General features: G+C 68.1%; 23 protein-coding genes and 1 pseudogene. 18 read left to right on the top strand and 6 right to left on the bottom strand.

What is annotated here, in order from left to right; genetic code table 11:
- Positions 1-134: 134 nt before the first annotated feature.
- Positions 135-803: a DNA alkylation repair protein gene (locus JOY88_RS02860; protein WP_293500232.1), complete on the bottom strand. Its 669-nt coding sequence runs from the start codon at positions 801-803 to the stop codon at positions 135-137.
- Between the two features lie 72 nt (positions 804-875).
- On the opposite strand from JOY88_RS02860, the gene JOY88_RS02855 reads away from it, so the two are divergent.
- Positions 876-2,417 carry a thioredoxin family protein gene (locus JOY88_RS02855; protein ID WP_293500230.1) on the top strand — a complete coding sequence of 514 codons (1,542 nt, stop codon included), beginning with the start codon at positions 876-878 and terminating at the stop codon, positions 2,415-2,417.
- Here JOY88_RS02855 and gstA read toward each other — a convergent pair.
- Positions 2,410-3,018: a glutathione transferase GstA gene (gene gstA, locus JOY88_RS02850; protein WP_293500228.1), complete on the bottom strand. Its 609-nt coding sequence runs from the start codon at positions 3,016-3,018 to the stop codon at positions 2,410-2,412. The genes JOY88_RS02855 and gstA overlap by 8 nt on opposite strands.
- A 202-nt stretch (positions 3,019-3,220) precedes the next feature.
- Between gstA and JOY88_RS02845 the strand changes: the two genes are divergently transcribed.
- Genes JOY88_RS02845 through JOY88_RS02830 form a run of 4 tightly spaced genes read left to right on the top strand, consistent with a single transcriptional unit; the run spans position 3,221 to position 7,102 of the window.
- A complete protein-coding gene (locus JOY88_RS02845; protein WP_293500226.1) occupies positions 3,221-4,675 on the top strand; it encodes an alpha/beta fold hydrolase in 1,455 nt (484 codons plus the stop codon).
- Positions 4,672-5,454: an ABC transporter ATP-binding protein gene (locus JOY88_RS02840; protein WP_293500224.1), complete on the top strand. Its 783-nt coding sequence runs from the start codon at positions 4,672-4,674 to the stop codon at positions 5,452-5,454. The genes JOY88_RS02845 and JOY88_RS02840 overlap by 4 nt, the downstream gene beginning before the upstream one ends.
- Positions 5,451-6,614 carry an ABC transporter permease gene (locus JOY88_RS02835; RefSeq protein ID WP_293500222.1) on the top strand — a complete coding sequence of 388 codons (1,164 nt, stop codon included), beginning with the start codon at positions 5,451-5,453 and terminating at the stop codon, positions 6,612-6,614. Before JOY88_RS02840 ends, JOY88_RS02835 begins: the two co-directional genes overlap by 4 nt.
- Positions 6,611-7,102, top strand: coding sequence for a hypothetical protein (locus tag JOY88_RS02830; protein ID WP_293500220.1), 492 nt, complete (start codon positions 6,611-6,613; stop codon positions 7,100-7,102). Before JOY88_RS02835 ends, JOY88_RS02830 begins: the two co-directional genes overlap by 4 nt.
- Here JOY88_RS02830 and JOY88_RS02825 read toward each other — a convergent pair.
- Positions 7,099-7,599 (bottom strand): hypothetical protein, encoded by a 501-nt coding sequence (locus JOY88_RS02825; RefSeq protein ID WP_293500218.1) that lies wholly within the window; start codon positions 7,597-7,599, stop codon positions 7,099-7,101. The genes JOY88_RS02830 and JOY88_RS02825 overlap by 4 nt on opposite strands.
- Positions 7,600-7,707: 108 nt before the next feature.
- On the opposite strand from JOY88_RS02825, the pseudogene JOY88_RS02820 reads away from it, so the two are divergent.
- Positions 7,708-7,860 (top strand): annotated as a pseudogene (locus tag JOY88_RS02820) (DUF2061 domain-containing protein); the annotation flags it as partial.
- A gap of 62 nt (positions 7,861-7,922) precedes the next feature.
- Here the strand turns inward: JOY88_RS02820 and JOY88_RS02815 are convergent.
- Positions 7,923-8,189, bottom strand: coding sequence for a YkgJ family cysteine cluster protein (locus JOY88_RS02815; protein WP_293500216.1), 267 nt, complete (start codon positions 8,187-8,189; stop codon positions 7,923-7,925).
- Between the two features lie 620 nt (positions 8,190-8,809).
- On the opposite strand from JOY88_RS02815, the gene JOY88_RS02810 reads away from it, so the two are divergent.
- The 7 genes from JOY88_RS02810 (at position 8,810) to JOY88_RS02780 (ending at position 15,824) form a co-directional block, all read left to right on the top strand.
- Positions 8,810-9,715, top strand: coding sequence for a hypothetical protein (locus JOY88_RS02810; protein WP_293500214.1), 906 nt, complete (start codon positions 8,810-8,812; stop codon positions 9,713-9,715).
- Between the two features lie 785 nt (positions 9,716-10,500).
- Positions 10,501-12,450, top strand: a complete 1,950-nt coding sequence (gene mnmG / locus JOY88_RS02805; protein WP_293500212.1) for a tRNA uridine-5-carboxymethylaminomethyl(34) synthesis enzyme MnmG — start codon at positions 10,501-10,503, stop codon at positions 12,448-12,450.
- A complete protein-coding gene (rsmG, locus tag JOY88_RS02800) occupies positions 12,447-13,073 on the top strand; it encodes a 16S rRNA (guanine(527)-N(7))-methyltransferase RsmG (RefSeq protein WP_293500210.1) in 627 nt (208 codons plus the stop codon). Before mnmG ends, rsmG begins: the two co-directional genes overlap by 4 nt.
- 49 nt (positions 13,074-13,122) lie before the next feature.
- On the top strand, positions 13,123-13,737 hold the full coding sequence (locus JOY88_RS02795; protein WP_293500208.1) for a LysE family transporter: 615 nt from the start codon (positions 13,123-13,125) through the stop codon (positions 13,735-13,737).
- A gap of 5 nt (positions 13,738-13,742) precedes the next feature.
- Entirely contained in the window at positions 13,743-14,519 is a 777-nt protein-coding gene (locus JOY88_RS02790; protein ID WP_293500206.1) for a ParA family protein, read from the top strand.
- A gap of 35 nt (positions 14,520-14,554) precedes the next feature.
- Complete coding sequence (locus JOY88_RS02785; RefSeq protein WP_293500204.1) at positions 14,555-15,073, top strand: GNAT family N-acetyltransferase; 519 nt, start codon at positions 14,555-14,557, stop codon at positions 15,071-15,073.
- The gene (locus JOY88_RS02780) at positions 15,066-15,824 is read left to right on the top strand and encodes a GNAT family N-acetyltransferase (protein ID WP_293500202.1); all 759 of its coding nucleotides are present in this window, start codon (positions 15,066-15,068) and stop codon (positions 15,822-15,824) included. Before JOY88_RS02785 ends, JOY88_RS02780 begins: the two co-directional genes overlap by 8 nt.
- A gap of 100 nt (positions 15,825-15,924) precedes the next feature.
- Here JOY88_RS02780 and argC read toward each other — a convergent pair whose 3' ends face one another.
- Positions 15,925-16,872, bottom strand: a complete 948-nt coding sequence (gene argC, locus JOY88_RS02775) for an N-acetyl-gamma-glutamyl-phosphate reductase (RefSeq protein WP_293500200.1) — start codon at positions 16,870-16,872, stop codon at positions 15,925-15,927.
- A 51-nt stretch (positions 16,873-16,923) separates the two neighbouring features.
- Here argC and JOY88_RS02770 point away from each other — a divergent pair, with 51 nt between their 5' ends.
- The 5 genes from JOY88_RS02770 (at position 16,924) to JOY88_RS02750 (ending at position 23,657) form a co-directional block, all read left to right on the top strand.
- Complete coding sequence (locus JOY88_RS02770) at positions 16,924-17,454, top strand: RBBP9/YdeN family alpha/beta hydrolase (RefSeq protein ID WP_293500198.1); 531 nt, start codon at positions 16,924-16,926, stop codon at positions 17,452-17,454.
- Positions 17,455-17,470: 16 nt separating this feature from the next.
- Positions 17,471-18,385: a ParB/RepB/Spo0J family partition protein gene (locus tag JOY88_RS02765; protein WP_293500196.1), complete on the top strand. Its 915-nt coding sequence runs from the start codon at positions 17,471-17,473 to the stop codon at positions 18,383-18,385.
- Positions 18,386-18,839: 454 nt separating this feature from the next.
- Positions 18,840-20,762, top strand: coding sequence for a PrkA family serine protein kinase (locus tag JOY88_RS02760; RefSeq protein ID WP_293500194.1), 1,923 nt, complete (start codon positions 18,840-18,842; stop codon positions 20,760-20,762).
- A gap of 16 nt (positions 20,763-20,778) precedes the next feature.
- Positions 20,779-22,059, top strand: coding sequence for a YeaH/YhbH family protein (locus JOY88_RS02755; RefSeq protein WP_293500192.1), 1,281 nt, complete (start codon positions 20,779-20,781; stop codon positions 22,057-22,059).
- Between the two features lie 89 nt (positions 22,060-22,148).
- Positions 22,149-23,657 (top strand): SpoVR family protein, encoded by a 1,509-nt coding sequence (locus JOY88_RS02750; RefSeq protein ID WP_293500234.1) that lies wholly within the window; start codon positions 22,149-22,151, stop codon positions 23,655-23,657.
- A gap of 36 nt (positions 23,658-23,693) precedes the next feature.
- Here the strand turns inward: JOY88_RS02750 and JOY88_RS02745 are convergent, their stop codons facing one another.
- A complete protein-coding gene (locus tag JOY88_RS02745; protein ID WP_293500190.1) occupies positions 23,694-23,948 on the bottom strand; it encodes a GlsB/YeaQ/YmgE family stress response membrane protein in 255 nt (84 codons plus the stop codon).
- Positions 23,949-23,991 lie beyond the last annotated feature (43 nt).

The following is a 23,991-nucleotide window of genomic DNA, read 5'->3' as shown; positions in this document are numbered from 1 at the left end:
GCCCTGAGCTGCTGTTCGTCCACCGCCGCCAGGTCCTCGAACAGACCGGCCGACGCATCACCTTGGTGCCTGGCATCACTCATGCCTCAGCACATGCCAGTTTCGTGCCAGCAAAGGGCGGTGGAGAAAAACTCTCAGGCTCTCAGTTCACGCCGCGCGTCATGGCCTATCCAGCGCGCCGACTTCTCCTCGCGCAGGCACAGCCGCTCTGCCACAGTGAGTGCCGGCTCACGCAGGCCGGCGCTGCGCTTGCCAATCTGGCGCAACGCCCAGTTGACGGCCTTGCTGACGAAGTTGCGGTCGTCGCCCGCGGCGGCCTCGATGAGTGGCAGGCGGGCCAGGAAATCGACGTCCGGTCGCGTCTTCTGGTGCACCGCGGCGACGGCCAGCAGCGCGAAGCCGGCGCGCTTTTCGAACTCGGGGCCGCGGGCCGCCCAGCGCGGGATGGCTTCCCAGGCCAGCGGGCTCTTCACGAAGGCATTGGTGCAGGCCTGGTCGCAGACGTCCCAGGCCTGCATGCCGGCGACCCAGTGGTCCATCTGCCCGGCCGTCAGCCGCACCGGCTCGGCAACCATGCCGGCCAGGATCTGCGCGTCGGGGATGCCGCTGTCCCACAGCGCCAGCGCCAGCTCATGGTCGCGCCCGAGTTCGCGGGCCAGGGTGCGCAGCGTCGGCACGGCCAGGCCCAGGCGGCCGTCGCCTGCCTGGCCGAAGCGGGCCAGGGCGTCGAGCTGGTCGGGGCGGGCCTGCGATCGCAGCGCCTGGAGCACCTCATGCAGACGCCGGCTGAGCTTATTCGGCATGCGCGGATTCTGCGGTGGCGCGGGCGACGCAGAATCGGGGCTTCGCCACGAGCGCCCGTTCACCTTCACACGATGAAGCCCTCTCCCCTGTTCGCCGCCGTCGCGGCCGCCCTGCTGCTGTCCATCGCCCCCGTGGCGCATGCCAGCCCCGGCCCCGGTGTGAGCTGGCAGGCCGCCGCCGCCGATGCCGACATCGACCGCCATTTCGCCCAGGCCCGGGCCGAGAAGAAGCCCCTGCTGCTGTACTGGGGCGCCAAGTGGTGCCCGCCCTGCAACCAGCTCAAGGCCACGCTGTTCAACCGCGCGGACTTCATCGAGCAGAGCAAGGCCTTCGTCGCGGTGGGCATCGATGGCGACGCGCCCGGCGCGCAGAAGCTGGGCGCCCGCTTCAAGGTGCGTGGCTACCCGACGCTGATCCTCTTCAGCCCGAACGGCAGCGAGATCACCCGCCTGCCCGGCGAGGCGGACGCGGTCCAGGTCATGAAGGTGCTGCAGCTGGGCCTGTCCAGCGGCCGGCCGGTGAAGGCCGTGCTGGCCGACGCCAGGGCCGGCAGGAAGCTCTCCGCCAACGAGTGGCGGCTGCTGGGCTTCTACGGCTGGGAAACCGACGAGCAGCAACTGCTGCCCGCAGCCGAGCGCGCCGCGACGCTGGCCCGGCTGGCCAAGGCCAGCGAAGGCGCCGATACCGAGACGGCGACGCGGCTGTGGCTGAAGTCCGTAGGCGCACTGGCCGACGGCAAGACTGCCGATGCCGCCCAGTTGCCGCGCCTGCGTGCCGTGCTGGCCGACGCCGCGCAGTCCCACGCCCAGATGGACGTGCTGACCAACGAGGCGCCCGAGCTCGTCAAGGCCTTCGCGCCCCAGCCAGGCGCGGCGCGCAATGCGCTGGTCGCCGAATTCGACGCCGCGCTGAAGCGCCTCAACGAGGATGCCACGTTGTCGCGCGCCGACCGCCTGAACGCGCTGCAGGGCCGCATCGACCTGGCCCGCCTGGACTCGGCCAAGGACGACCCGCAGCCCCGAGGCCTACCCGCCGCGCTGCTGGCCGAGGCCCGCGAGCAGGCCGGCCGCGCCAACCGCGAGATCACCGACGGCTACGAGCGCCAGGCCGTCGTCACCGAGGCCGCCCATCTGCTGGGTCGCGCCGGGCTGTGGAAGGACAGCGACGAGCTGTTGAAGTCGGCCCTGGCGCGCAGCCACTCGCCCTACTACCTGATGAGCCAGCTGGGCGGCAACGCGAGGAAGCAGGGCAAGACCGAGGATGCGCTGCGCTGGTACGAGGAGGCCTTCGACAAGAGCGAGGGCCCGGCCACGCGGCTGCAATGGGGCTCCAACTACTTCGGCGCGCTGGTGGAGCTGGCACCGCAGGACACGGCCCGCATCGAGAAGGCCGCGTCGCAGCTGTTCGCCGAGGCCGCCAAGGACCCCGGCGCCTTCTACGAGCGCAGCGAGCGCTCGCTGAAGAAGGTGACGGGCCTGCTGGCGACCTGGGGCAGGACGCCCGCGCAGGCCGCTGCCGTCGGCCGGCTCAAGGCACAGCTCGACGGCGTCTGCGGCAGGCTGGACGCGGCGGACGCCAAGGCCCGCTCGGCCTGCCGCGCCCTGCTTACTTGATCAGGCCCTCGGCCTGCATCGCCGCCTGCACGGCGGGGCGCTGGCGCATGCGTTCCATGAAGGCGCCCAGGTTGGCGAGGCCGGCGATGTCCACGCCGACGAACTGGCTCCAGTTGGTCACCGTGAACAGGTAGGCATCGGCCACGCAGAAGGCCTCGCCGGTCAGATAGGGCTTGCCGGCGAGCTGGCCGTCCACCCAGGTGAAGCGCTCCACCAGCTTGGCACGCAGCAGTGCCTTGGCCTCCTCCGGCATGGCCGGGTTGAACAGCGGCGAGAAGCCCTTGTGCAGCTCGCTGGTGATGAAGTTCAGCCATTCCTGCACGCGGTAGCGGGCCAGCGTGCCGGCCGGCGGCATCAGGCCGCGCTCGGGCACCTGGTCGGCGATGTACTGCACGATGACCGGCCCCTCGGTGAGCCGCTCGCCGCTGTCGAGCTCGAGCAGCGGCACATAGCCCTTGGGGTTGATCGAGTAGTAGTCGGTGCCGTCCGCGAGCTTGTGGGTCTTGGTGCTGGCCAGCACGGCCTCGAAGGGAAGGCCTGCCTCCTTCAGCACGATGTGCGGCGACAGCGAACAGGCGACGGGGCTGTAGTAGAGCTTCAAGGGCAACTCCAGGATGGGTTCGAATGACGGGGCCGCGAGGCTAAGCGACGGTGCCAAATCCCTGCACGGGACAGGTCTTCGCTGCCCCCGAACGGATCCCGCTGCCATTCATGTCGCCTGCCCCGCCATTCATCCTGCGGGCCGCGGCCGCGCCCAGGGCCGGACGCCATACTGCGGGCCATCTCAACCACCCGGACCCGGCATGCGCGAACCCTGGCAGCGCCTCCTCCTTCTTCCGGCCCTGCTGCTGGGCCTAGGCAACGCCGCACAGGCCTCGCCGCTCAAGCCCTGCCGCGTCGACGGCATCCCCAACGAGCTGCAATGCGGCAGCCTGCAGCGCCCGCTGGACCCGGACCGCCCGGACGGCGCCCAGGTCGACATCCACTACCTCGTCGTGCCGGCGATAGCGCGCAACAAGCAGCCCGACGCCGTGCTGATGCTGGCCGGCGGCCCCGGCCAGAGCGCGATCAAGATCGCGCCGCGCATGCTGTCGCGGCTGTCGCGGCTGAACAACCGGCGCGACCTGGTCTTCATCGACCAGCGCGGCACCGGCAAGTCCGCGCCGCTGGACTGCCCCGACGACGAGCAGCTGCCCCTCACCGAACAGTTCGACACCGCCGCCCAGCTGCGCCGCCTGGATGCCTGCCGCGCGGCGCTGGAGAAGCTCCCCTACGGCGACCTGCGCTTCTTCACGACCACCCTCGCCATGCAGGACATGGAGGCCGTGCGCAAGGCCCTGGGCGTGCCGCAGTGGAATCTCGTCGGCGGCAGCTACGGCACGCGCGCCGCGCTGGAGTACCTGCGCCAGTTCCCGGCCCAGGTGCGGCGCAGCATCATCGACGGCGTGGCGCCACCGGACATGGTGCTGCCGGCCAGCTTCTCCACCGACACCCAGGCCGCGCTGGACCAGCTCATCGCCGCCAACGCCAAGACCAGGCCCCAGCTGCGTGCCGACTGGCAGAAGCTGCTGGCCTCGCTGCCGCGCGAGGTGAGCGTGGCCCAGCCGCTGACGGGCGTGTCCGAGCGCTTCACGGTGACCCGCGAACTGCTGCTGCGCGCCGTGCGCGCGCCCCTCTACCAGCCGGCCCTCGCCGCCGCGCTGCCCGCCGCCATCCACGCGGCCGCGGCGGACGGCAACTTCGCCGGCCTGTTCGGGCTGAGCACGGCCTTCGGCAGCAACCCGGCCGTGCGGCTCGCGACGGGCATGCATTTCTCCGTCGTCTGCGCAGAGGACATGCCCCGTCTCGCCGATGCCAAGGACGCGCCGGGCGCCGACTTCCAGGCCCTGGACGCAGAGATGTACCGCAGCGTCTGCAAGACCTGGCCGCGCGGCACCGTGCCGGCGGACTTCTACAAGATCCCGCCCGCGCCCAGCCCCGTCCTCGTCATGAGCGGCGGCGCCGACCCGGTCACGCCGCCACGCCATGGCGAGCATGTCGCCCGGGCGCTGGGCGCCGGCCATCCGGAGCGCGTGCAGCATCTGGTCGTGCCCGAGGCGGGCCACGGCGTCATGGCCGTGGCCTGCGTGCGCGACCTGATGTTCCGCTTCATCGACGCCAAGACCGACGCCACTGCCCTGCCCCAGGACGGCGCCTGCGCAACCCGCATCCCGCGCCCCCCGGCCTTCCAGCCCGTCCAGGGAGGGACGGCCAAATGATCGACATCCAGGACGTTCACAAGCAGTTCACGGCCCAGACGGGCGGCGGCCTGTTCAAGCGCGGCACCAAGCGCGTTGTCCATGCGGTGCAGGGCGTGAGCCTGCGCGCCGAGAACGGCCGCATCACCGGCCTGCTGGGCGCCAACGGCGCCGGCAAGACCACCACGCTGCGCATGCTGGGCGGGCTGTTCCCGCCGGACGCCGGCCATATCGCGGTCGACGGTCTGGTCGTGACGGACGCCCCGCTGAAGGCGCTGGCCCGCATGGGCATCCTGGGCGACGCACACGGCCTGTACCCGCGCCTGTCCGCCCGCGAAAACATCGTCTACTACGGCCGGCTGCAGGGCATGACGCCCGACGCCGCCAACGCGCGCGCCGAGGAGCTGGCCCGGCTGCTGGAGATGCGGGCCATCCTGGACCGCCGCGCCGACGGATTCAGCCAGGGCGAGCGCATGAAGACGGCGCTGGCCCGCGCGCTGGTGCACGACCCAGCCAACATCGTGCTGGACGAGCCCACCAACGGCCTGGACGTGCTGGCCACCCGCGCACTGCGCGAGGCGCTGCGCTGGCTGCGCAGCCCGGCAGGTGGCGGCAAGTGCATCGTCTTTTCCACTCACATCATGCAGGAGGTGGAGCAGCTCTGCGACGAGGTCGTCGTCGTGTCCCACGGCCGCAGCGTGGCGCATGGCAGCGTGCCAGGCCTGCTGGAACAGGCCGGCGAATCCCGCTTCGAGGACGCCTTCGTGAAACTCGCATTCCCTGAGGAGGTGGCCGCATGAAACAGGCTCTGATCGTTTTCGCGAAGGAGCTCTCCGACGCCCTGCGCGACCGCCGTACGCTGCTGCGCCTGCTGGTCCCCGCGCTGCTGATGGGGCCGCTGCTGCTGACGGCGCTGTCGGGCCTGATCGCGTCGATGGAGGAGCGCGCCGACCGGCGCGAGCTGATGGCCGCGGGCATGGAGCATGCGCCGACCCTGGCGAACTTCATCGAGCGCCAGACCTACACGGTCAAGCCCGCCCCCGCCGACTATGAGGCCCGCCTGCGCGCGACGAGGCTGCTGGAGCCGGTGCTGGTCGTACCCAAGGACTTCGAGGCCAAGCTGCTGACCGGCGAGGCGCCCACGGTGGAGATCGTCAGCGACAGCGCCAACCAGCGCGCGGCCGCCGGCACCGGGTCCATCGTCCGGCTGCTGAACGGCTTCAACCGCGAGCGCTCGACGTTGAACCTGGCCATGCGCGGCGTGTCCACGCAGCTGCTGGAGCCCGTGGACATCGAGGAGCGCGACCTCGCCAGCGTGCAGGCCCGCGCCTCGCGGCTGAGCAACATCATCCCGATGTTCATCATCATGGCCGTGCTCTACGGCGCGCTGACCGCGGCGCTGGACAGCACCGCCGGCGAACGCGAGCGCGGCTCGCTGGAACCGCTGCTGATGAACCCCGCACCGCACGGCGCCATCGTGGCCGGCAAATGGGGCGCCGTCGCGCTGCTGGGCATGGCCGTGGCGCTGCTGTCCTCGCTGAGCTTCGTGCCCGCGCAATGGCTGCTGAGGAGCGACAGCCTGCAGGCCATGTTCCAGTTCGGGCCCGGCGAGGTGCTGGCCTTCTGGCTGTTGCAGATCCCGCTGGCAGCCGGCCTGTCGGCCCTATTGATGGCGCTGGCCATACGCTCCAAGACCTTCAAGGAGGCGCAGGCCGGCAGCACGCTGGTCGTCACCGCCGTCAGCCTGATGCCCATGGTCAGCCTGCTCAATCCGGGCGGCGACGCCCCCTGGTATCTGTGGGTGCCCGGCCTGGCGCAGAACACGCTGATGCTGGCCGTGCTCAAGGGCGAGGCGCTGCACTGGAGCCAGGTGTTGCCGGGCATCGTGGTCGGCTTCGCGCTGGCGGCCGTGGCCCTGGCCTATGTGGCGCGTTCGATGCGCGCGGCGGTGGCACGATGAGGGCCCCGTTCCTGGCCGCTGCCCTGGCCCTCGCCGGCTGCGCGAGCTTCGAGGCCGCTACGCCGCCGGACTACAGCGGCCCCACCGTCAACGTGGCCGATCAGGCCCGGCAGGTCAGCGGCCAGTTGCTGCACGTCTTCGAGATGACGCAGGTGGACGGGCGCCGCCTGTCCAGCACCAGCCGGGCCACGGTGAGTGCCAACCAGGGCCGCGGCCTCGCCGTGTCGCCCGTGGTGCTGACGAACGAGTTGCCGCTGCGGCCGGCCCGCGTGCAGCTACAGGCCCTGACGCAGTACGCCGCACCCATCCTCGCCATGACCCACCCGACCTGCCGCGTGCAGGGCGAGGTGGCCTTCACACCCGAGGCGGGCAAGGCCTATCGCGTGGCCGGCCGCATCGCCCCCGAGGCCTGCGAGGCGTGGATCGAGGACCTGGCGACGCAGCGGCCGGTGACCGACAAGGTCACCGGCAAGGGCACGAAGTCCTAGAGGCACAGGCGCCGCGCGGCCGCGGCCAGCAGCGCCCGCGAATACCAGCGGTGAAAGCCGAGCAGCGCGTGGAAGACACCGCCGAAGCGTGGCTCGCCATCGGCCGCATGCCGACGCGGCACGACAGCGGAGCCGAACCACAGCGTCGTGCCGCCGCCGGCACCGGACTCGACCCGGAACCAGGAGCGCGTGGCGCCGCTGTCCTCGTGCATCAGCAACTCGTCGCCCTCGCGGGCCTCGACGGTCCAGACCGCCAGCCGCCGGCCCTCGCCGCACGCCACGGCCCGCGCCATCGCATCACTTGAGGGCCTGCCGAACAGCCCGAGCAGCGCGCGCTCCAGCTTGAAGAGCCGCGTCGTATAGAAGGCCTCGACGAACTCGGCCAGCGTCACGGCCCGCGGGAACGCCAGCGTGTAGGCATCGGCAAAGGCGCCGCGCTCATGGGCGAGGCGCGCGAGCAGGCTGGCCGGCGGCAGTGGCGTGTTCTGTGGCGTCATGGCCAGGCCAAGCGTAAACGCCCATCGCGACGATTGAGGCAAGCGATTGGCGCACGGCAATGAGAATTATCAGCATTTGGCTATTCCCGCTTCTCCGTCGATAGATCCATCACGGCCAAGACCGTCAGCTTCGGCATCCTTCACCTCGGCACTTCGTTCAGCGTGACCTATGCGCTGACGGGCAGCCTCGGCGTCGCCGGTGCGGTCACCTTCATCGAGCCGCTGGCCAACACGGTGCTGCACCATTTCTTCGACAAGTACTAGAACGACCCGCGTGCCGAGGCCTGGCGGGCGCGTCTGGGCCGCTGGCGCTCAGCCCGGCCTCAGCCGGGCTGAGACGGCGCCGTTTCGCGCTCCATCCAGCCCAGCCAACGCAGCGCCTGCTCGCGGTTGTCGCCACACATGATGTCACTGGGGCGCAGCGAACCGCAGACGGCCGGACGCTCGGGCTGGCCGAAGATGCGGCAGCGGTCCTCGTCGTCCAGTTGCGCGCAGCGCACGCCCGCCGGCTTGCCGTTCGGGTGGCCGGGGATGGGCGAGCTGATCGACGGAGCGATGCAGCAGGCGGCGCAACGGGGACGACATTCCATCGTCGAATTGTCTGTTGTGAACGACTGTAGTCTTGTCCGCTAAGTCATTGATTCACAATCAAAGACCGACCTGTACACGCGGTTCACGAACCGACTGATCGAGATTGGTGGCTACAACGAGATCAAGGCCATCCATACTCAATGGGATGCACGGCGCGCCGCTCTCCTGGCAGCCTTTGCGCCATCCGGTGCACCGGCTGCTGCCACGCCTGTTTCGGCACTGCCGCCGATCCCGCTGCCGGCGTTGATGATGCCGGTGCCGGTCGTCGCACCGAAAGGCTCGCCATGGGCAGCCCAAAAATTGCCCGTGGCGATGGCAACCCGTACATCGCCTTTCGCGACGACCGTTGCCGCATGTGGGCCTTGGTGTCGCGCGACGTCAGGTGGGTGTTGGTAGCGCTGGCTCTAGCGCTGGGGGTGCCTGCAGCCAAATGGCAAGCCCTGTGGCGCCTCATTGGCGGTGGTTGAGCAGCATGAGAGGCTGGCTTTCGAACCCCAGAAAGCGGAAAGCCTCCTTGCGGAGGCCTTCACACTCTTTACACTGGTGCTCCCTTGCGGGTTGGCTTGCCAGCGCGTCAGGGAGGACTGTACTCCAATTATTCTTCTAAGACAACCTTCGGATGCTGCCTCCCGCAATCATCTTCGAGCAAATCGTATCCAAACCCCGTCTGGATAGCTACAGAGGCTACTGGAAGGTAGGCCCTGAGGCTGCCGTGGGGCTCTATATGTGGAATGGCGAGGTGTGCGGCGAGGTAGGCAAGTTGCTGTCCTACTTTGAGGTGGTCCTGCGGAACAACATCCACCGCGAGCTGAGCCTCCATACAACCGCCGGCGTCTCGAGCAGCACGCATTGGTGGGACCATCTCGCTGGACAGCTCAAGAGCGGCACACTGTCCAAGATTGCCGACGTGCGAGCGGATGCGCATCCCGCTTGGCCCACTCCGGACGAAATTGTGTCTCGGCTGTCCTTCGGCTTCTGGCCCAACGTGCTCACCTGGATCGCGAAGCAGCGCCCGACGTTGATGCCCAAAATCTTGCCAGCCCATCCATTGAGCCTGCCCGGCGCAGCACCGAACTGGAGTAACCCTGCAGCGCGACGCGATGCACTCACTGAGTTCTTCGAAATCAAGGACCTCCGCAATCGTATTGCGCACCACGAGCCCTTGTGGAAGTTTGCTCCGGTCATGGACACATCTACATCGCCTGCCACTGTCGTCGCCCCGGCCTCGACCGACGAAGCTTCCTCTCTTGTCCGCTTCGGACGGCTGCTTCAGCGCTACGACCAAGCGGTAGGCGCGCTGTCGCCAGACCTGTTCGCGCACATCCGCATTTCAACCTGGCGCGCTCGGCTCGAGTACCTGCTGTCCAGCAGAGGGCTGGAGCGATACAAGGCCGGGGGGCACATCGCAGAAGCTTCTTTCATGAGCACGCTGGCCCTTCGCCAGCAGTTCGCCAGCATCGTCCAGCGGAACAAGCCCGTGAGGGTTTTCGACCACGGCGGCGAAGGCATCTTCATCCCGTCTTGAAGGCGGTCTCGCAAAGACGAGCAGCGCCAATACAGTGGCGCTGCCGCCGCACGAGGGCGCACGGGTGGCCGGGCAGTTGGGGCACGTCATGTCAGATTCGTCTGCCGGGAAGTTCCCACCCCGGATGTCGCTCAGGATGCCGCCCATCTTGACCTGGCGGTTACTCAGCTCCTTGGGCGACAGCACTAGCGGCTTTGCTTCGGCGTCCGCGAGGTACACCAACTCAACCACCGCATCTGGAAAGGCTGCGCGAGCCGCCAGCACAAAGGCCGCTGCACCGACATCCTTGCTTTCACCGCTGGTTGCGTGGCCGGTCTTGACCCGGCGCAGCGTTCGAACACCGTTGCGCACCAGGCCTCGTCAGCCCTGACCTCGACTTCGTGGTTGTCTCTGCGGATTTGCAGGTCGGTTTGTTTGTCACCGCGATTTCGGTGCGGATTGAAGGAACGGCCTGATTCGCAACGACTTTCTGCCCTGGAACACTGAGGCGACCGCCAGTTCGGTTTGCTCAAGTGGCCGAAGGCGAGGTCATCGTGAGGTGGCTTCAAGGCCCTCGGCGGTGGCAGATTTCCCCGTAAGCACAGGCACTTGTCGGCACCAGCCGGTCAGAGTTATTTGTCAAAACAGGTCAGTCACGACTATTTGTTCCGGACCGGGACTCTTTTCGTCCGAATCATGTCCCTGCTGCGCCCCGGCGGACCGGGTGACTTATCCACAGCCGCTTCGTAAAATTCGGGGTTTGCCCGAGCGCCACGCGCGGGTTGTTCGTTCTTTCCAGGACCGAGATGCTCTACCCCAAGGAATTCGACGTCATCGTCGTCGGTGGCGGCCATGCCGGCACCGAGGCGGCGCTCGCCGCCGCGCGCATGGGCGCCCAGACGCTGCTGCTGACCCACAACATCGAGACGCTGGGCCAGATGAGCTGCAACCCCAGCATCGGCGGCATCGGCAAGGGCCACCTGGTGAAGGAGGTGGACGCGCTGGGCGGCGCGATGGCGCTGGCCACCGACGAGGGCGGCATCCAGTTCCGCATCCTGAACGGCAGCAAGGGCCCGGCCGTGCGCGCAACCCGTGCTCAGGCCGACCGCATCCTCTACAAGGCCGCCATCCGCCGTCGGCTGGAGAACCAGCCCAACCTGACGCTGTTCCAGCAGGCGGTGGACGACCTGATGGTCGAGGGCGACCGCGTCGTCGGCGCCGTCACACAGGCCGGCATCCGTTTCCGCGCCCGCACCGTGGTCCTGACGGCCGGCACCTTCCTGGACGGCCGGGTGCATGTGGGCCTGGAGAACTACAGCGCCGGCCGCGCGGGAGATCCGCCCGCCGTTTCGTTGTCTGCTCGGCTCAAGGAGCTGAAGCTGCCGCAGGGCCGGCTCAAGACCGGCACGCCGCCGCGTCTGGACGGCCGCACGATCGACTTCTCCAAGTGCGAGGCCCAGCCCGGCGACCTGGACCCGGTGCCGGTGTTCAGCTTCCTCGGCAATGCCGCGATGCACCCGCAGCAGATGCCCTGCTGGATCACCCACACCAACGCGCGTACGCACGAGATCATCCGCAGCGGCTTCGACCGCAGCCCGATGTTCACCGGCGTCATTGAAGGCGTGGGGCCGCGCTATTGCCCCAGCATCGAGGACAAGGTCAACCGCTTCGCCGACAAGGACTCGCACCAGATCTTCCTGGAGCCCGAGGGCCTGACGACGCATGAGTTCTATCCCAACGGCATCTCCACCTCCCTGCCCTTCGACATCCAGCTGGCCGCCGTGCGCAGCATCCCGGGCCTGGAGAACGCGGACATCCTGCGACCCGGCTACGCCATCGAGTACGACTACTTCGATCCGCGCGGGCTGAAGGCCTCGTTCGAGACCAAGCTTATCCAGGGCCTGTTCTTCGCCGGCCAGATCAACGGCACGACCGGTTATGAGGAGGCGGCGGCGCAAGGCCTGTTTGCCGGCCTGAACGCGGCGCTGCAGGTGCGCGGCGACGGTCCCTGGACGCCGGCGCGCGACCAGGCCTACCTGGGCGTGCTGGTGGACGACCTCATCACCAAGGGCGTGACCGAGCCCTACCGCATGTTCACCAGCCGCGCCGAGTTCCGGCTGCAGCTGCGCGAAGACAACGCCGACACGCGCCTGACCGAGGCCGGCCGTCAGTTGGGCCTGGTGGACGACGAGCGCTGGGCCGCCTTCAACCGCAAGCGTGACGCCGTTTCACGTGAAACCGAGAAGCTGAAGAGCACCTGGGTGCACCCCGGCATCCTGCCCGCGGCGGATGCAGAACGGCTGGTCGGCAAGGCACTGGAGCGCGAGTACAGCCTGGCCGACCTGCTGCGCCGTCCCGGCGTGGGCTTCGACACGGTGGCCGAAGTGGCTGCGATTGCGCGGCCCGAAGCCGGTGTTTCACGTGAAACCCTGGCCACCGAGCTGGGCCGCGAGCTGGCCAACCTCGTCGCCGAGCAGGTGGAGATCAGCACCAAGTACGCCGGCTACATCAACAAGCAGGTCGATGACGTCGCCCGTGCCGCCCACTTCGAGCACCTGAAGCTGCCCGAGGACCTGGACTACGGCCTGGTCCACGCCCTCTCCTTCGAGGCCCGCCAGAAGCTCAACGCCCACCGACCCGAGACGCTGGGTCAGGCCTCGCGCATCTCCGGCATCACGCCGGCCGCAATCTCGCTGCTGCTGGTGCACCTGAAGAAGGGTAAGTTCAAGGGCTTCACCGAGGCGGAAGCAGCATGAGGGAGCAACTCGAAGCAGCCGCCACCCAGCTCGGTCTCGAACTCAGCGCCACCCAGGTCGACCAGCTGCTGGCCTACCTGACCCTGCTGCAGAAGTGGAACAAGGTCTACAACCTGACCGCGGTCCGGGACCCGGCGCAGATGCTGAGCCACCATCTTGTGGACAGCCTGTCCGTCATCGCACCATTGCAGCGCCACGGCGCGCCGGCACGGCTGATGGACGTCGGCGCCGGCGGCGGTCTGCCGGGCGTCGTCATCGCGATCTGCTGCCCCGGCACCGACGTCAGCTGCGTGGACGCCGTTGCCAAGAAGGCCACCTTCATCCAGCAGGTGGCTGCCGAGCTGAAGCTGCCCAATCTGCATGGCGTGCACAGCCGCGTCGAGGCATTGAAGGTCGAGCCCTTTGGCGTCATCACGTCACGGGCTTTTGCGTCGCTGGTGGACTTCACGAACCTGACCCGCCAACACCTCGCCGAGGGCGCCGTCTGGATGGCCATGAAAGGCCAGCATCCGGCCGACGAGGTCGCCGCCCTGCCCGGCGACGTGGACGTGTTTCACGTGGAACAGCTGGCCGTGCCGGGGCTGGACGCGCAGCGCTGCCTGGTTTGGATGCGGCGGCGATGACCCCGACGCGCGTCGCTTAAACTGGCCGCCCCTCCCCTCGTCGCTCCCTATGTTTGGCATCGCTGACTACGGCGCGTTCGTCGCCGCCATCGTGCTCTTCCTCGCGATCCCGGGCCCCGGCAACCTGGCGCTGATCACCTCAACCAGCAAGGGCGGCATCGCGGCCGGCCTGGCCGCCACACTGGGCATCATCGCGGGCGACCAGGTGCTGCTGTGGCTGGCCGTGGCAGGCGTGTCCGCGCTGCTGTCGGCCTACCCGGCGGCCTTCAACGCGGTGCAATGGGCCGGCGCCGCCTACCTCGCGTGGCTGGGCTGGCGCATGCTGGCTGCCAAACCGGGGCAAGGGCCGGTGCTGGACATCAAGCCCCGCCACTACTTCCGGCAGGCCGCGCTCATCACGCTGCTGAACCCCAAGGCCATCGTGTTCTACATGGCCTTCTTCCCGCTGTTCGTCGACCCCGTCCGTCACCAGGGCGTGGCCACCTTCGCCGCCATGGCCGTCACCATCGCCGCGCTGACCTTCCTCTATGGCCTGGTGGCCGTGCTGCTGACCCACCAGCTCGCCGAGCGACTGCGGTCCAGGCCCTGGATCACCACCCTGCTCAACAAGATCGCGGGCATCTGCCTGCTCGGCTTCGGCATACGGCTGGCGCTGTCCAGGTAGACCCCATGGCATCCAAGATTTTCTGCACCGCCAACCAGAAGGGTGGCGTTGGCAAGACCACCACCACCGTCAACCTCGCCGCCGGCCTCGCGCAGATCGGCCAACGCGTCCTTGTCGTCGACCTGGACCCGCAGGGCAACGCGACCATGGGCTCGGGCATAGACAAGCGCAAGCTTGAGATGACGGTCTACGACGTGCTGCTGGAGTCCGCCTCCGTCGCCGAGGCCAGGACCCGCGCCGAGAAGGCCGGCTATGACGTGCTGGGCGCCAACCGCGAGCTGGCCGGTGCCGAGGTCGAGTTGGTGGAGCTGGAGCGCCGCGAGGCGCGCCTGAAGGCGGCGCTGGCCCAGGCCGACGACGACTACGACTTCGTCCTCATCGACTGCCCGCCCTCGCTATCGATGCTGACTCTGAACGGCCTGTGCAGCGCCCATGGCGTCATCGTGCCCATGCAGTGCGAGTACTTCGCGCTGGAGGGCCTGACCGACCTGGTCAACACCATCAAGCAGATCCACGCCAACCTGAACCGCGACCTGGAGATCATCGGTCTGCTGCGCGTCATGTTCGACCCGCGCATCACGCTGCAGCAGCAGGTCAGCGACCAGCTCAAGTCCCACTTCGGCAACAAGGTCTTCGACACGGTCATCCCGCGCAACGTGCGGCTGGCCGAGGCGCCCAGCTACGGGCTGCCAGGCGTCGTCTTCGACCCCAGCTCCAAGGGCGCGCTGGCCTTCGTCGACTTCGCCAAGGAAATGGTGCAGCGGATAGGGACCATGCGCTGAGCACCATGGCGCCGCCCGCCGTCACGCTTCGCCCCATGACGCCTGCGGACGCCGACGCCGTCGCGGCCCTCCACGCTGCCAGCTGGCGCAGTGCCTATCGTGGCGTTTTCACGGACCACTACCTCGACCACGAGGCCGACGCCGAACGCCGCCAGGCCTGGCGCGCGCGTCTGCAGGCCGGCGCCACCAGCCCCGACTGGGGCCTGATCGCCGCGGACGCCGCCGGCCACCTGCTGGGCTTCGCCTACGTCATGCCCGACCGCGACCCGGCCTGGGGCGACTACATCGACAACCTTCACGTTGCCCCCGAACTCAGGGGCGGCGGCATAGGCCGGCGGCTGATGCGTGGCGTGGCCGCACAGCTGCAGCGCGACGGCTCCACCCGCCCGCTCTACCTATGGGTGCTGGATGTCAACACTGCCGCCCGCGGCTTCTACGAAGGCCTGGGCGCCGAGGTCACCGACCGGCAGCTGAGCGAACCGCTCGCCGGTCAGCAGCACCCGGTGTGGCGCTGCGTGTGGCGTCGGCCCACTGCCCTGCTCGGCGATGCCTGAAGTCGGGCTCCAGGCCCTCGCACTGCGCGCTGAGCGGGCCGGCCTCGACGCCAGCGCTCCGCCCCAGCAGGCCGACATCGACGGCTGGCTGATCCGCCTTTCACCCGGCAAGGCCAAGCGCTCGCGCTGCATCAACGCGCTGCGCCAGGGCCAGCTGCCGCTGGACGAGCTGCTGGCCCGCTGCCAGCAGGCCTATGACGCCGCCGGCCTGCCGCTGGCCCTGCGCGTGACGCCCTGGAGCCAGCCGGCCGAGTTGGACGCCCTGCTCGCCGCCAAGGGCTGGGGCGCCTTCGACGCGGCCGATGTGATGGTGCTGGAGCACCTGTCGCCCACCGCCACGCCGGTCGCTCTCAGGGCCCAGTCCGCGGCCGACTACGCGGCCACCGTGGGCGCCCTGCGCGGCTCGTCCGCCACGGCCATCGCAGCCCACGCGGAGCGCATCGCTAACGCACCGGTCACCTACCAGGGCTTTGCGCTGCACGATGCGGCGGGGCGGTTGCTGGCCTGCGGCCAGATGGTCGTGGATGGCGATCTCGTGGGCCTCTACGACATCGCCTCGGCCCAAACGCGGCGGGGCCATGGCGAACGCCTGTGCCGCGCGCTGCTGGCCCTGGCGCATGCGCAGGGTGCGCGCCAGGCCTATCTGCAAGTGGGCAGCGACAACGCGGCCGCGCAGCGGCTGTACGCCCGCCTGGGCTTTGTTTTCGCCTACCGCTACCACTACCGCAGCCCCGAGCAGGCGCTGATCTGACCCGGCACGCGCCTGCGCACCTTGACGAAACCTCCACCTCGCTGGACGCGATGGCCGGCCTCTCTCGGTCAGGCCACGCGATCAGGAAAGCGAGGCCGCGTCAGACCAGGCCCAGGGTCTCTTCCAGGCCCAGGTGCACGTTCATGCTCTGCACGGCCGCGCCGCTGGCGCCCTTGCCGAGGTTGTCCAGGCGCGCGATGACCAGCACCTGCGTGTCGGACGCGAACACGAACAGGTCCACGCGGTTGGTGTCGTTGCAGGCCTGCACGTCGAAGAAGCCGGTCTCCAGCGTCGCCGCATCGCGCAGCGGCTTCACGCTGATGAAGCGCTCGCCCTCGTAATGCGCGGCCAGCGCGGCCTGCACCTGCTCCGGCGTCGTGCCGGCCTTGAACTGGCTGAAATGCAGCGGCACGCTCACCGCCAGGCCCTTGTAGAAGCTGCTGACCACCGGCATGAACACCGGCGGGCTCGCCAGGCCCGTGTGGGCCATCATCTCCGGCAGGTGCTTGTGCTTCAGGCCCAGGCCGTAGGGCCGCGGCGCGGTCAGGTGGGCGGGCAGCGGCTGCTGCTCGTACTCGGCGATCATGCTCTTGCCGCCGCCCGAGTAGCCGGTGATGGAGGTGGCACTGACGGCCGCGTCCCTGGGCAGCAGGCCGGCGTCCACCAGCGGCCGCACGGCGAGGATGAAGGCGCTGGCGTGGCAGCCGGGGTTGGCGATGCGCTTGGCCTGGCGGATGGCGTCGCGCTGGCCCGGGGCCAGCTCCGGCAGGCCGAAGGCCCAGCCCGGCGCCGTGCGGTGGGCCGTGCTGGCGTCGATGAGGCAGGTGTTGGCGTTGTTGACCATGAAGGCCGCCTCGCGCGAGGCCGCGTCGGGCAGGCACAGGAAGGCCACATCAGCGGCGTTCAGCAGGCGCGAGCGCTCGGCCGGGTCCTTGCGCTTGTCGGCGTCTATCCTGAGCACCTCGATGTCGCTGCGGGCCGCGAGGTATTCGTGAATCCGCAAGCCGGTGGTGCCCTCCTGGCCATCCACAAACACCTTGAACGTCATTGCCGCTGCTCCAAGCACTGAGAATCGAACCGTCAAGGATAAGGGCAAACCATGAATCCATCGCGCATCCTGCTTCTCCCCGGCTGGCAGAACTCCGGCCCCGAGCACTGGCAGAGCCGCTGGGAGCGGCTGCACGGCGACCAGCGCGTCGAGCAGCATGACTGGGATTGGCCGCGGCGCGGCGACTGGATGGCGCGGCTGGACGAGGTGCTGCTGCAGGACGACGCGCCGGCTCTGCTCGTCGCGCATTCGCTGGGCTGCCAGCTGGTCGCGAGCTGGGCCGAGCATTCGCAGCACACGGCGCGCGTGAGGGGCGCGCTGCTCGTCGCGCCGCCGGACACCGAGCGCGAGGACATGCCGCCCCAGCTGCACAACTGGCGTCCCATCCGCCGCTCGGCGCTACCCTTCCCCAGCATCACCGTCATCAGCAGCGACGACCCCTACGGCGCCGCCGAGCGCGCCACGCAGATGGCGGCAGACTGGGGCAGCAGCGTCGTCATCGCCGGGCCGCGGGGACACCTGAATGCCGAGTCCGGCCTGGGCGACTGGCCGGAGGGCCGGGATCTGCTGATGAACCTCTGAAGGACAATCCGCCGCCATGGCAACGAAGAAACCCAAAGGCCTAGGCCTCGGCCTGGAAGCCCTGCTCGGCCCGAAGGTCAGCGACACCCCCGCGCCCGAGCGCGACGGCACGCCCGGCACGCTGGCGCTTTCGCAGCTGCAGGCCGGCAAGTACCAGCCGCGCACGCGCATGGACGAGGGCTCGCTGTACGAGCTGGCCGAGAGCATCAAGGCCCAGGGCATCATGCAGCCCATCCTCGTGCGGCCCCTTTCGGCGGACGCGGTGCCCAACGGTGCCGCCGCCTACGAGATCATTGCCGGCGAGCGGCGCTTCCGCGCGGCCAAGCTTGCGGGACTGCGCGAGGTGCCGGTGCTGGTAAAGGCCGTGCCCGACGAATCGGCCGCCGCCATGGCGCTGATCGAGAACATCCAGCGCGAGGACCTGAACCCGCTCGAAGAGGCCCAGGGCCTCAAGCGCCTGACCGACGAGTTCGGCCTGACGCATGAAGAGGCGGCCCAGGCCGTGGGCCGCTCGCGCAGCGCGGCAAGCAACCTGCTGCGGCTCCTGAACCTCAGCGCGCCGGTGCAGAACATGCTGATGGCCGGCGACATCGACATGGGCCATGCCCGCGCGCTGCTGCCGCTGGACGGCGCCGTGCAGATCACCACGGCCAGCGAGATTGCGGCCAAGAAGCTCAGCGTGCGCGAGGCCGAGAAGCTGGTCGCCAAGACCCAGGGCGCCGCGCGCCAGGCGCCGCTGCTGCGCGTGAAGGGCGACAAGAGTCGCGACGTACTGCGCCTGGAGGAGGAGCTGGCCGACGCCCTCGGCGCCACCGTCGAGGTGCGCGTGAAGAAGCGTAGCAAGCGCGGCGGCCAAAGCGGCGAGCTGGCCATCCATTTCGATTCGCTGGATGCGCTGTCTGGCATCCTCGACAAGCTGCGCGGCAGCTGAAGCGCGCGCCGCCGTGCAATGCGGCGGCGTCCGACATCGCGGCGAAGGCGCGAGTCCAACACTGGGGCCGCGGCAACGATGCCCCGCACGCCGGACCGGTCGACGAGGCTTTGGGGCGCACCCTGCCATCGCAACAGTTCTTCACCGGCGCGGTGTCTGCGGACCACCACAAGGCCTCCATGTTCGTGTGGTTTGCCCGCTGAGTGACAGGTCTTGCCTGACCGGTGGGCGTATGCTGGACCGGCACCCTGTCAACGGAAAGCCGGGCCGATGTGTTGGTGGGTTGGCGACGGCTTATTCTTGTGATGACACGCTGCCGGCGGCGCATGCCGCGGGTCAGCCAAGTGGAGAGTTCTGATGACGCCTTGCAGTTGAGGCGCGATCAGAACCCCCCAGCCCCTCGGGCACGGATCGTGCGCGCGGCCCTGTGGAGTTCAAACCGCAGGAGGTCGGCATGGACGTCATCAGCCATTTCGCAGCGCGCTTCGAGCGCAACAAGGTCGAGGAGCTCTCGCTGGAGGACTACCTCGCGGAGTGCAAGAGGAATCCGCTGGCCTATGCCACGGCCGCCGAGCGCATACTGCAGGCCATCGGCGAGCCGCAGATGCTCGACACGCGCAACGACCCGCGGCTCTCGCGGCTGTTCGCCAACAAGACCATCAAGATCTACCCGGCCTTCGCCGAGTTCTACGGGCTCGAAGAAGCCATCGAGCAGGTCGTCTCCTATTTCCGCCACGCCGCGCAAGGCCTGGAGGAAAAGAAGCAGATCCTCTACCTGCTCGGCCCCGTCGGCGGCGGAAAGAGCTCCATCGCCGAACGGCTCAAGCAACTGATGGAGCATGTGCCCTTCTATGCGCTGGCCGGCTCGCCGGTGAACGAGTCGCCGCTGGGCCTTTTCGACCCCATCGAGGACGGCCCGCTGCTGGAGCGAGACTACGGCATCCCGCGCCGCTACCTGAACCGCATCCTCAGCCCCTGGGCCGTGAAGCGGCTGGACGAGTTCGGCGGCGACATCCGCAAGTTCAAGGTCATCAAGCGCTACCCCAGCGTGCTCAAGCAGATCGGCGTCTCCAAGACCGAGCCCGGCGATGAGAACAACCAGGACATCTCCAGCCTGGTCGGCAAGGTCGACATCCGCAAGCTGGAAACCTATGCACAGGACGACCCCGACGCCTACAGCTACAGCGGCGGCCTGTGCCTGTCCAACCAGGGCCTCCTGGAATTCGTCGAGATGTTCAAGGCACCCATCAAGGTGCTGCACCCGCTGCTGACCGCCACACAGGAGGGCAACTACAAGGGCACGGAGGGCTTTGGCGCTATCCCCTTCGACGGCATCGTGCTGGCGCACAGCAACGAGAGCGAGTGGAAGACCTTCCGCAACAACAAGAACAACGAGGCCTTCCTCGACCGGGTCTACATCGTCAAGGTGCCCTACTGCCTGCGTGTCAGCGAGGAGGTCAAGATCTACGAGAAGCTGATCCGCGGCTCCTCTCTGGCCGACGCCAAGTGCGCCCCCGGCACGCTGAAGATGATGAGCCAATTCGCTGTGCTGACAAGGCTGAAGGAGCCAGAGAACTCGTCGCTGTTCAGCAAGATGCAGATCTACGACGGCGAGAACCTGAAGGACACCGATCCGCGCGCCAAGAGCTACCAGGAGTACCGGGACTACGCTGGCGTCGACGAGGGCATGAGCGGCATCAGCACGCGCTTCGCCTACAAGATCCTGTCCAAGGTCTTCAACTTCGACAGCTCCGAGGTGGCCGCCAACCCGGTGCATCTGATGTATGTGCTGGAGCAGCAGATCGAGCGCGAGCAGTTCCCCAAGGAGCAGGAGGAGAAGTTCATCGGCTTCATCAAGGAGCAGCTGTCGCCGCGCTACGCCGAGTTCATCGGCAAGGAGATCCAGACCGCCTACCTGGAGAGCTACAGCGAGTACGGCCAGAACATCTTCGACCGCTACGTGACCTATGCCGACTACTGGATTCAGGACCAGGAGTACCGCGACACCGACACCGGCGAGGTCTTCGACCGCAGCGCGCTGAACGCCGAGCTGGAGAAGATCGAGAAGCCGGCCGGCATCTCCAATCCCAAGGACTTCCGCAACGAGATCGTCAACTTCGTGCTGCGCGCGCGCGCCAACAACGCGGGCAAGAACCCGCTGTGGACCAGCTACGAGAAGCTGCGCACCGTCATCGAGAAGAAGATGTTCTCCAACACCGAGGAGCTGCTGCCCGTCATCAGCTTCAACGCCAAGGCCAGCATCGAGGATGCCAAGAAGCACGAGAACTTCGTGCAGCGCATGGTGGACAAGGGCTACACGGCCAAGCAGGTGCGGCTGCTGTGCGAGTGGTATCTGAGGGTTCGCAAGTCCAGCTGAGAAAGCAGGTCGCGCGATGTCGCTTCAACAGATCATCGACCGGCGCCTTTCGGGCAAGAACAAGTCCATAGGCAACCGCGAGCGCTTCCTGCGCCGCAACAAGGAGCAGATCCGCGAGGCGGTCAAGCGTGCGGTGGACGGCCGCGGTATCCGCGACATCGAGCGCGGCGAGGATGTGCACATCCCGAAGAAGGACCTCAGCGAGCCCGTCTTCGGCCATGGCGACGGCGGCATCCGCGAGGTCGTGCGGCCGGGCAACCAGGAGTATGTAAAGGGCGACCGCATCGCCAAGCCCAAGGGCGGGCAGAGCGGCGGCGGCGGCGGTGGCGAGGCCAGCGACTCCGGCGAGGGCGAGGACGACTTCGTCTTTCACCTCAGCAAGGAAGAGTTCATGCAGGTCTTCTTCGAAGACCTGGCCCTGCCAAACCTCGCTCGCACGACGCTGGCCGACACCCCCGAATGGCGCAGCCAGCGCGCCGGCTTCGTCTCCGATGGCACGCCCACCAACCTGCACGTCGTGCGCTCCATGCGCGGCGCCCTGGGCCGGCGCATCGCCCTGGGCATGGACAAGAGGCGCGAGCTGCACGAGCTGGAGGCGCGCGAGCAGGAGCTGCTGAAGGAGGACCGTCCCGAGACGCCGCGCCTGCTGCTGGAGACCCGCGAGCGCATCCAGCACCTGCGCGAGCGCATCGAGGCCATCCCCTTCCTCGACCCCATAGACCTGCGCTTCCGCTCTCGCGTGCGCATCCCTGTGCCGACGACGCGCGCCGTCATGTTCTGCCTGATGGACGTGTCCGGCTCCATGGACGAAGGCCGCAAGGACCTGGCCAAGCGCTTCTTCATCCTGCTCTACCTCTTCCTGACGCGGCACTACGAGAAGATCGACGTCGTCTTCATCCGCCACCACACCCAGGCCCAGGAGGTGGACGAGCAGGAGTTCTTCCACGCCACCGAGACCGGCGGCACTGTCGTGTCCAGTGCCCTGGTGCTGATGGAGCAGATCATCCGCGAGCGCTACTCGCCGGCCGAGTGGAACATCTACGGCGCGCAGGCCAGCGACGGCGACAACTGGCACCACGACAGCGGCCGCTGCCGCGAGTTGCTGGCCGACAAGCTGCTGCCGCTGTGCCGCTACTTCGCCTACGTGCAGGTCGCCGAGCCAGAACAGAACCTCTGGGACGAATACCAGAAGCTCGCCGAGGAGGTGCCCTACTTCGCGATGCGCAAGGCCGTCGAGGCGTCAGAGATCTACCCGGTCTTCCGCGAGCTGTTCAAGAAGGAAGGAGCGACCGCATGAGCAGCAAGGAGGACCGCCGTCGCCCCGGCCTGCCGGCAGTGCCGCCGGCCGGCACGCCCGAACGCCGCCAACGCCAGCCGCTGCAGCATATGAAGCCGCTGCTGCTGCGCCCCGACAGGCCCCTGCCTTCGCCCAACGACTGGACCTTCCAGCTCATCGAGGAGTACCACGCCGTCATCAAGCAGACGGCTGAGCGCTTCGGCCTCGACACCTACGCAAACCAGCTGGAAGTCATCACCGCCGAGCAGATGATGGATGCCTACGCCTCGGTGGGCATGCCGGTGAACTACCGCCACTGGAGCTACGGCAAGGAGTTCATCGCGACCGAGCGCAACTACCGGCGCGGCCAGATGGGCCTGGCCTACGAGATCGTCATCAACTCCGATCCCTGCATTGCCTACCTGATGGAGGAGAACACGCTGGCCATGCAGGCCCTGGTCATCGCCCATGCCTGCTACGGCCACAACAGCTTCTTCAAGGGCAACTACTTGTTCCGCATGTGGACGGACGCGTCCAGCATCATCGACTACCTCGTCTACGCGAAACACTATGTCGCCGACTGCGAGGAGCGCTACGGCCTGGACGCCGTCGAGACGCTGCTGGATTCCTGCCACGCGCTGATGAACCACGGCGTGGACCGCTACCGGCGCCCGGCCAAGCTGTCGCTCGCCGAGGAGCGCGCGCGTGTGAAGGACCGCGAGCAGCATGCGCAGTCGCAGGTCAATGACCTCTGGCGCACGCTGCCCAAGAAGCCCGATCGCCCCGACGAGGCCGCCGAGAGTCGCCGCTTCCCCGACGAGCCGCAGGAGAACATCCTCTACTTCATCGAGAAGAACGCGCCGCTGCTGGATCCCTGGCAGCGCGAGATCGTGCGCATCGTGCGCAAGATCGCGCAGTACTTCTACCCGCAGCGCCAGACCCAGGTCATGAACGAGGGCTGGGCCACGTTCTGGCACCACCGGCTGCTGAACCAGATGTACGACGACGGCTACCTGAGCGACGGCATGATGATCGAGTGGCTCAAGTCCCACACCAACGTCGTCTACCAGCACCCGGGCGCCAACCTCAATCCCTATGCACTGGGCTTCGCGATGTACACCGACATCCGGCGTATCTGCGAGCACCCCACCGACGAGGACCGTGACTGGTTCCCCGACATCGCTGGCAGCGACTGGCTGCCCACGCTGGACCACGCGATGCGCAACTTCAAGGACGAGAGCTTCATCGGGCAATACCTGTCACCGAAGCTCATGCGCGACTTCCGCCTCTTCGCCATCCTCGACGACGAGACCAAGAGCGACTACGAGATCTCAGCCATCCACGACGAAAGTGGCTACCGCCACCTGCGCCAGGCCTTGTCGCGCCAGTACGACCTCTCAACGCGCGAGCCCAACATCCAGGTCTGGAACGTCAACCTGCGCGGCGACCGCTCGCTGACGCTGCGCCATGTGCAGCACCAGAACCGCCCGCTGCACGACAGCGCGCAGGAGGTGCTCAAGCATGTCGGGCGGCTGTGGGGCTTTGCGGTCAACCTGGAAAGCGTCAACAGCCGCGGCGACATCACGCGGCGCTGGAACGTCCCGGCCCAGCAGTCGTGAGCCGGGCCCGGCGCGCGGCACTAGGCCGGCCGCGGCTCAGCGGACGAAATGGTTCCACGCATAGAGCAGGATGAGCGCGCCGACGACGGACAGGATGAGGCCCGCAGGATGGACCATGGCGCCGTCCGCCGGCTTGCTGAAGAGGCGCGCGATCAGGCCGCCGACAAACGACCCCGCAACGCCCAGCACACCGGTCATCAGGATGCCCAGATGCTCGGAGCCCGGCATGATGAATCGGGCAATCGCGCCAATGACGATGCCGACGATGAACATCCACAGGTAGTGCAGCATGAGAACCTCTCGTCCGTAGGAGTTGTGGGCCTGACGATCTTAG

The sequence above is a fragment of the Roseateles sp. genome, from assembly GCF_019237615.1.
In the GTDB taxonomy this organism is placed as follows: Bacteria; Pseudomonadota; Gammaproteobacteria; order Burkholderiales; family Burkholderiaceae_C; genus Pelomonas.
This window is presented reverse-complemented; position numbering and strand designations above follow the sequence as displayed.

Bases quoted from the DNA above. Each gene is read 5' to 3' on its own strand.
- JOY88_RS02860 (WP_293500232.1), bottom strand. From the start codon at position 803: ATGCCGAATAAGCTCAGCCGGCGTCTGCATGAGGTGCTCCAGGCGCTG.
- JOY88_RS02855 (WP_293500230.1), top strand. From the start codon at position 876: ATGAAGCCCTCTCCCCTGTTCGCCGCCGTCGCGGCCGCCCTGCTGCTG.
- JOY88_RS02845 (WP_293500226.1), top strand. From the start codon at position 3,221: ATGCGCGAACCCTGGCAGCGCCTCCTCCTTCTTCCGGCCCTGCTGCTG.
- JOY88_RS02840 (WP_293500224.1), top strand. From the start codon at position 4,672: ATGATCGACATCCAGGACGTTCACAAGCAGTTCACGGCCCAGACGGGC.
- JOY88_RS02835 (WP_293500222.1), top strand. From the start codon at position 5,451: ATGAAACAGGCTCTGATCGTTTTCGCGAAGGAGCTCTCCGACGCCCTG.
- JOY88_RS02830 (WP_293500220.1), top strand. From the start codon at position 6,611: ATGAGGGCCCCGTTCCTGGCCGCTGCCCTGGCCCTCGCCGGCTGCGCG.
- JOY88_RS02825 (WP_293500218.1), bottom strand. From the start codon at position 7,599: ATGACGCCACAGAACACGCCACTGCCGCCGGCCAGCCTGCTCGCGCGC.
- JOY88_RS02815 (WP_293500216.1), bottom strand. From the start codon at position 8,189: ATGGAATGTCGTCCCCGTTGCGCCGCCTGCTGCATCGCTCCGTCGATC.
- JOY88_RS02810 (WP_293500214.1), top strand. From the start codon at position 8,810: ATGCTGCCTCCCGCAATCATCTTCGAGCAAATCGTATCCAAACCCCGT.
- mnmG (WP_293500212.1), top strand. From the start codon at position 10,501: ATGCTCTACCCCAAGGAATTCGACGTCATCGTCGTCGGTGGCGGCCAT.
- rsmG (WP_293500210.1), top strand. From the start codon at position 12,447: ATGAGGGAGCAACTCGAAGCAGCCGCCACCCAGCTCGGTCTCGAACTC.
- JOY88_RS02795 (WP_293500208.1), top strand. From the start codon at position 13,123: ATGTTTGGCATCGCTGACTACGGCGCGTTCGTCGCCGCCATCGTGCTC.
- JOY88_RS02790 (WP_293500206.1), top strand. From the start codon at position 13,743: ATGGCATCCAAGATTTTCTGCACCGCCAACCAGAAGGGTGGCGTTGGC.
- JOY88_RS02785 (WP_293500204.1), top strand. From the start codon at position 14,555: ATGACGCCTGCGGACGCCGACGCCGTCGCGGCCCTCCACGCTGCCAGC.
- JOY88_RS02780 (WP_293500202.1), top strand. From the start codon at position 15,066: ATGCCTGAAGTCGGGCTCCAGGCCCTCGCACTGCGCGCTGAGCGGGCC.
- argC (WP_293500200.1), bottom strand. From the start codon at position 16,872: ATGACGTTCAAGGTGTTTGTGGATGGCCAGGAGGGCACCACCGGCTTG.
- JOY88_RS02770 (WP_293500198.1), top strand. From the start codon at position 16,924: ATGAATCCATCGCGCATCCTGCTTCTCCCCGGCTGGCAGAACTCCGGC.
- JOY88_RS02765 (WP_293500196.1), top strand. From the start codon at position 17,471: ATGGCAACGAAGAAACCCAAAGGCCTAGGCCTCGGCCTGGAAGCCCTG.
- JOY88_RS02760 (WP_293500194.1), top strand. From the start codon at position 18,840: ATGGACGTCATCAGCCATTTCGCAGCGCGCTTCGAGCGCAACAAGGTC.
- JOY88_RS02755 (WP_293500192.1), top strand. From the start codon at position 20,779: ATGTCGCTTCAACAGATCATCGACCGGCGCCTTTCGGGCAAGAACAAG.
- JOY88_RS02750 (WP_293500234.1), top strand. From the start codon at position 22,149: ATGAAGCCGCTGCTGCTGCGCCCCGACAGGCCCCTGCCTTCGCCCAAC.
- JOY88_RS02745 (WP_293500190.1), bottom strand. From the start codon at position 23,948: ATGCTGCACTACCTGTGGATGTTCATCGTCGGCATCGTCATTGGCGCG.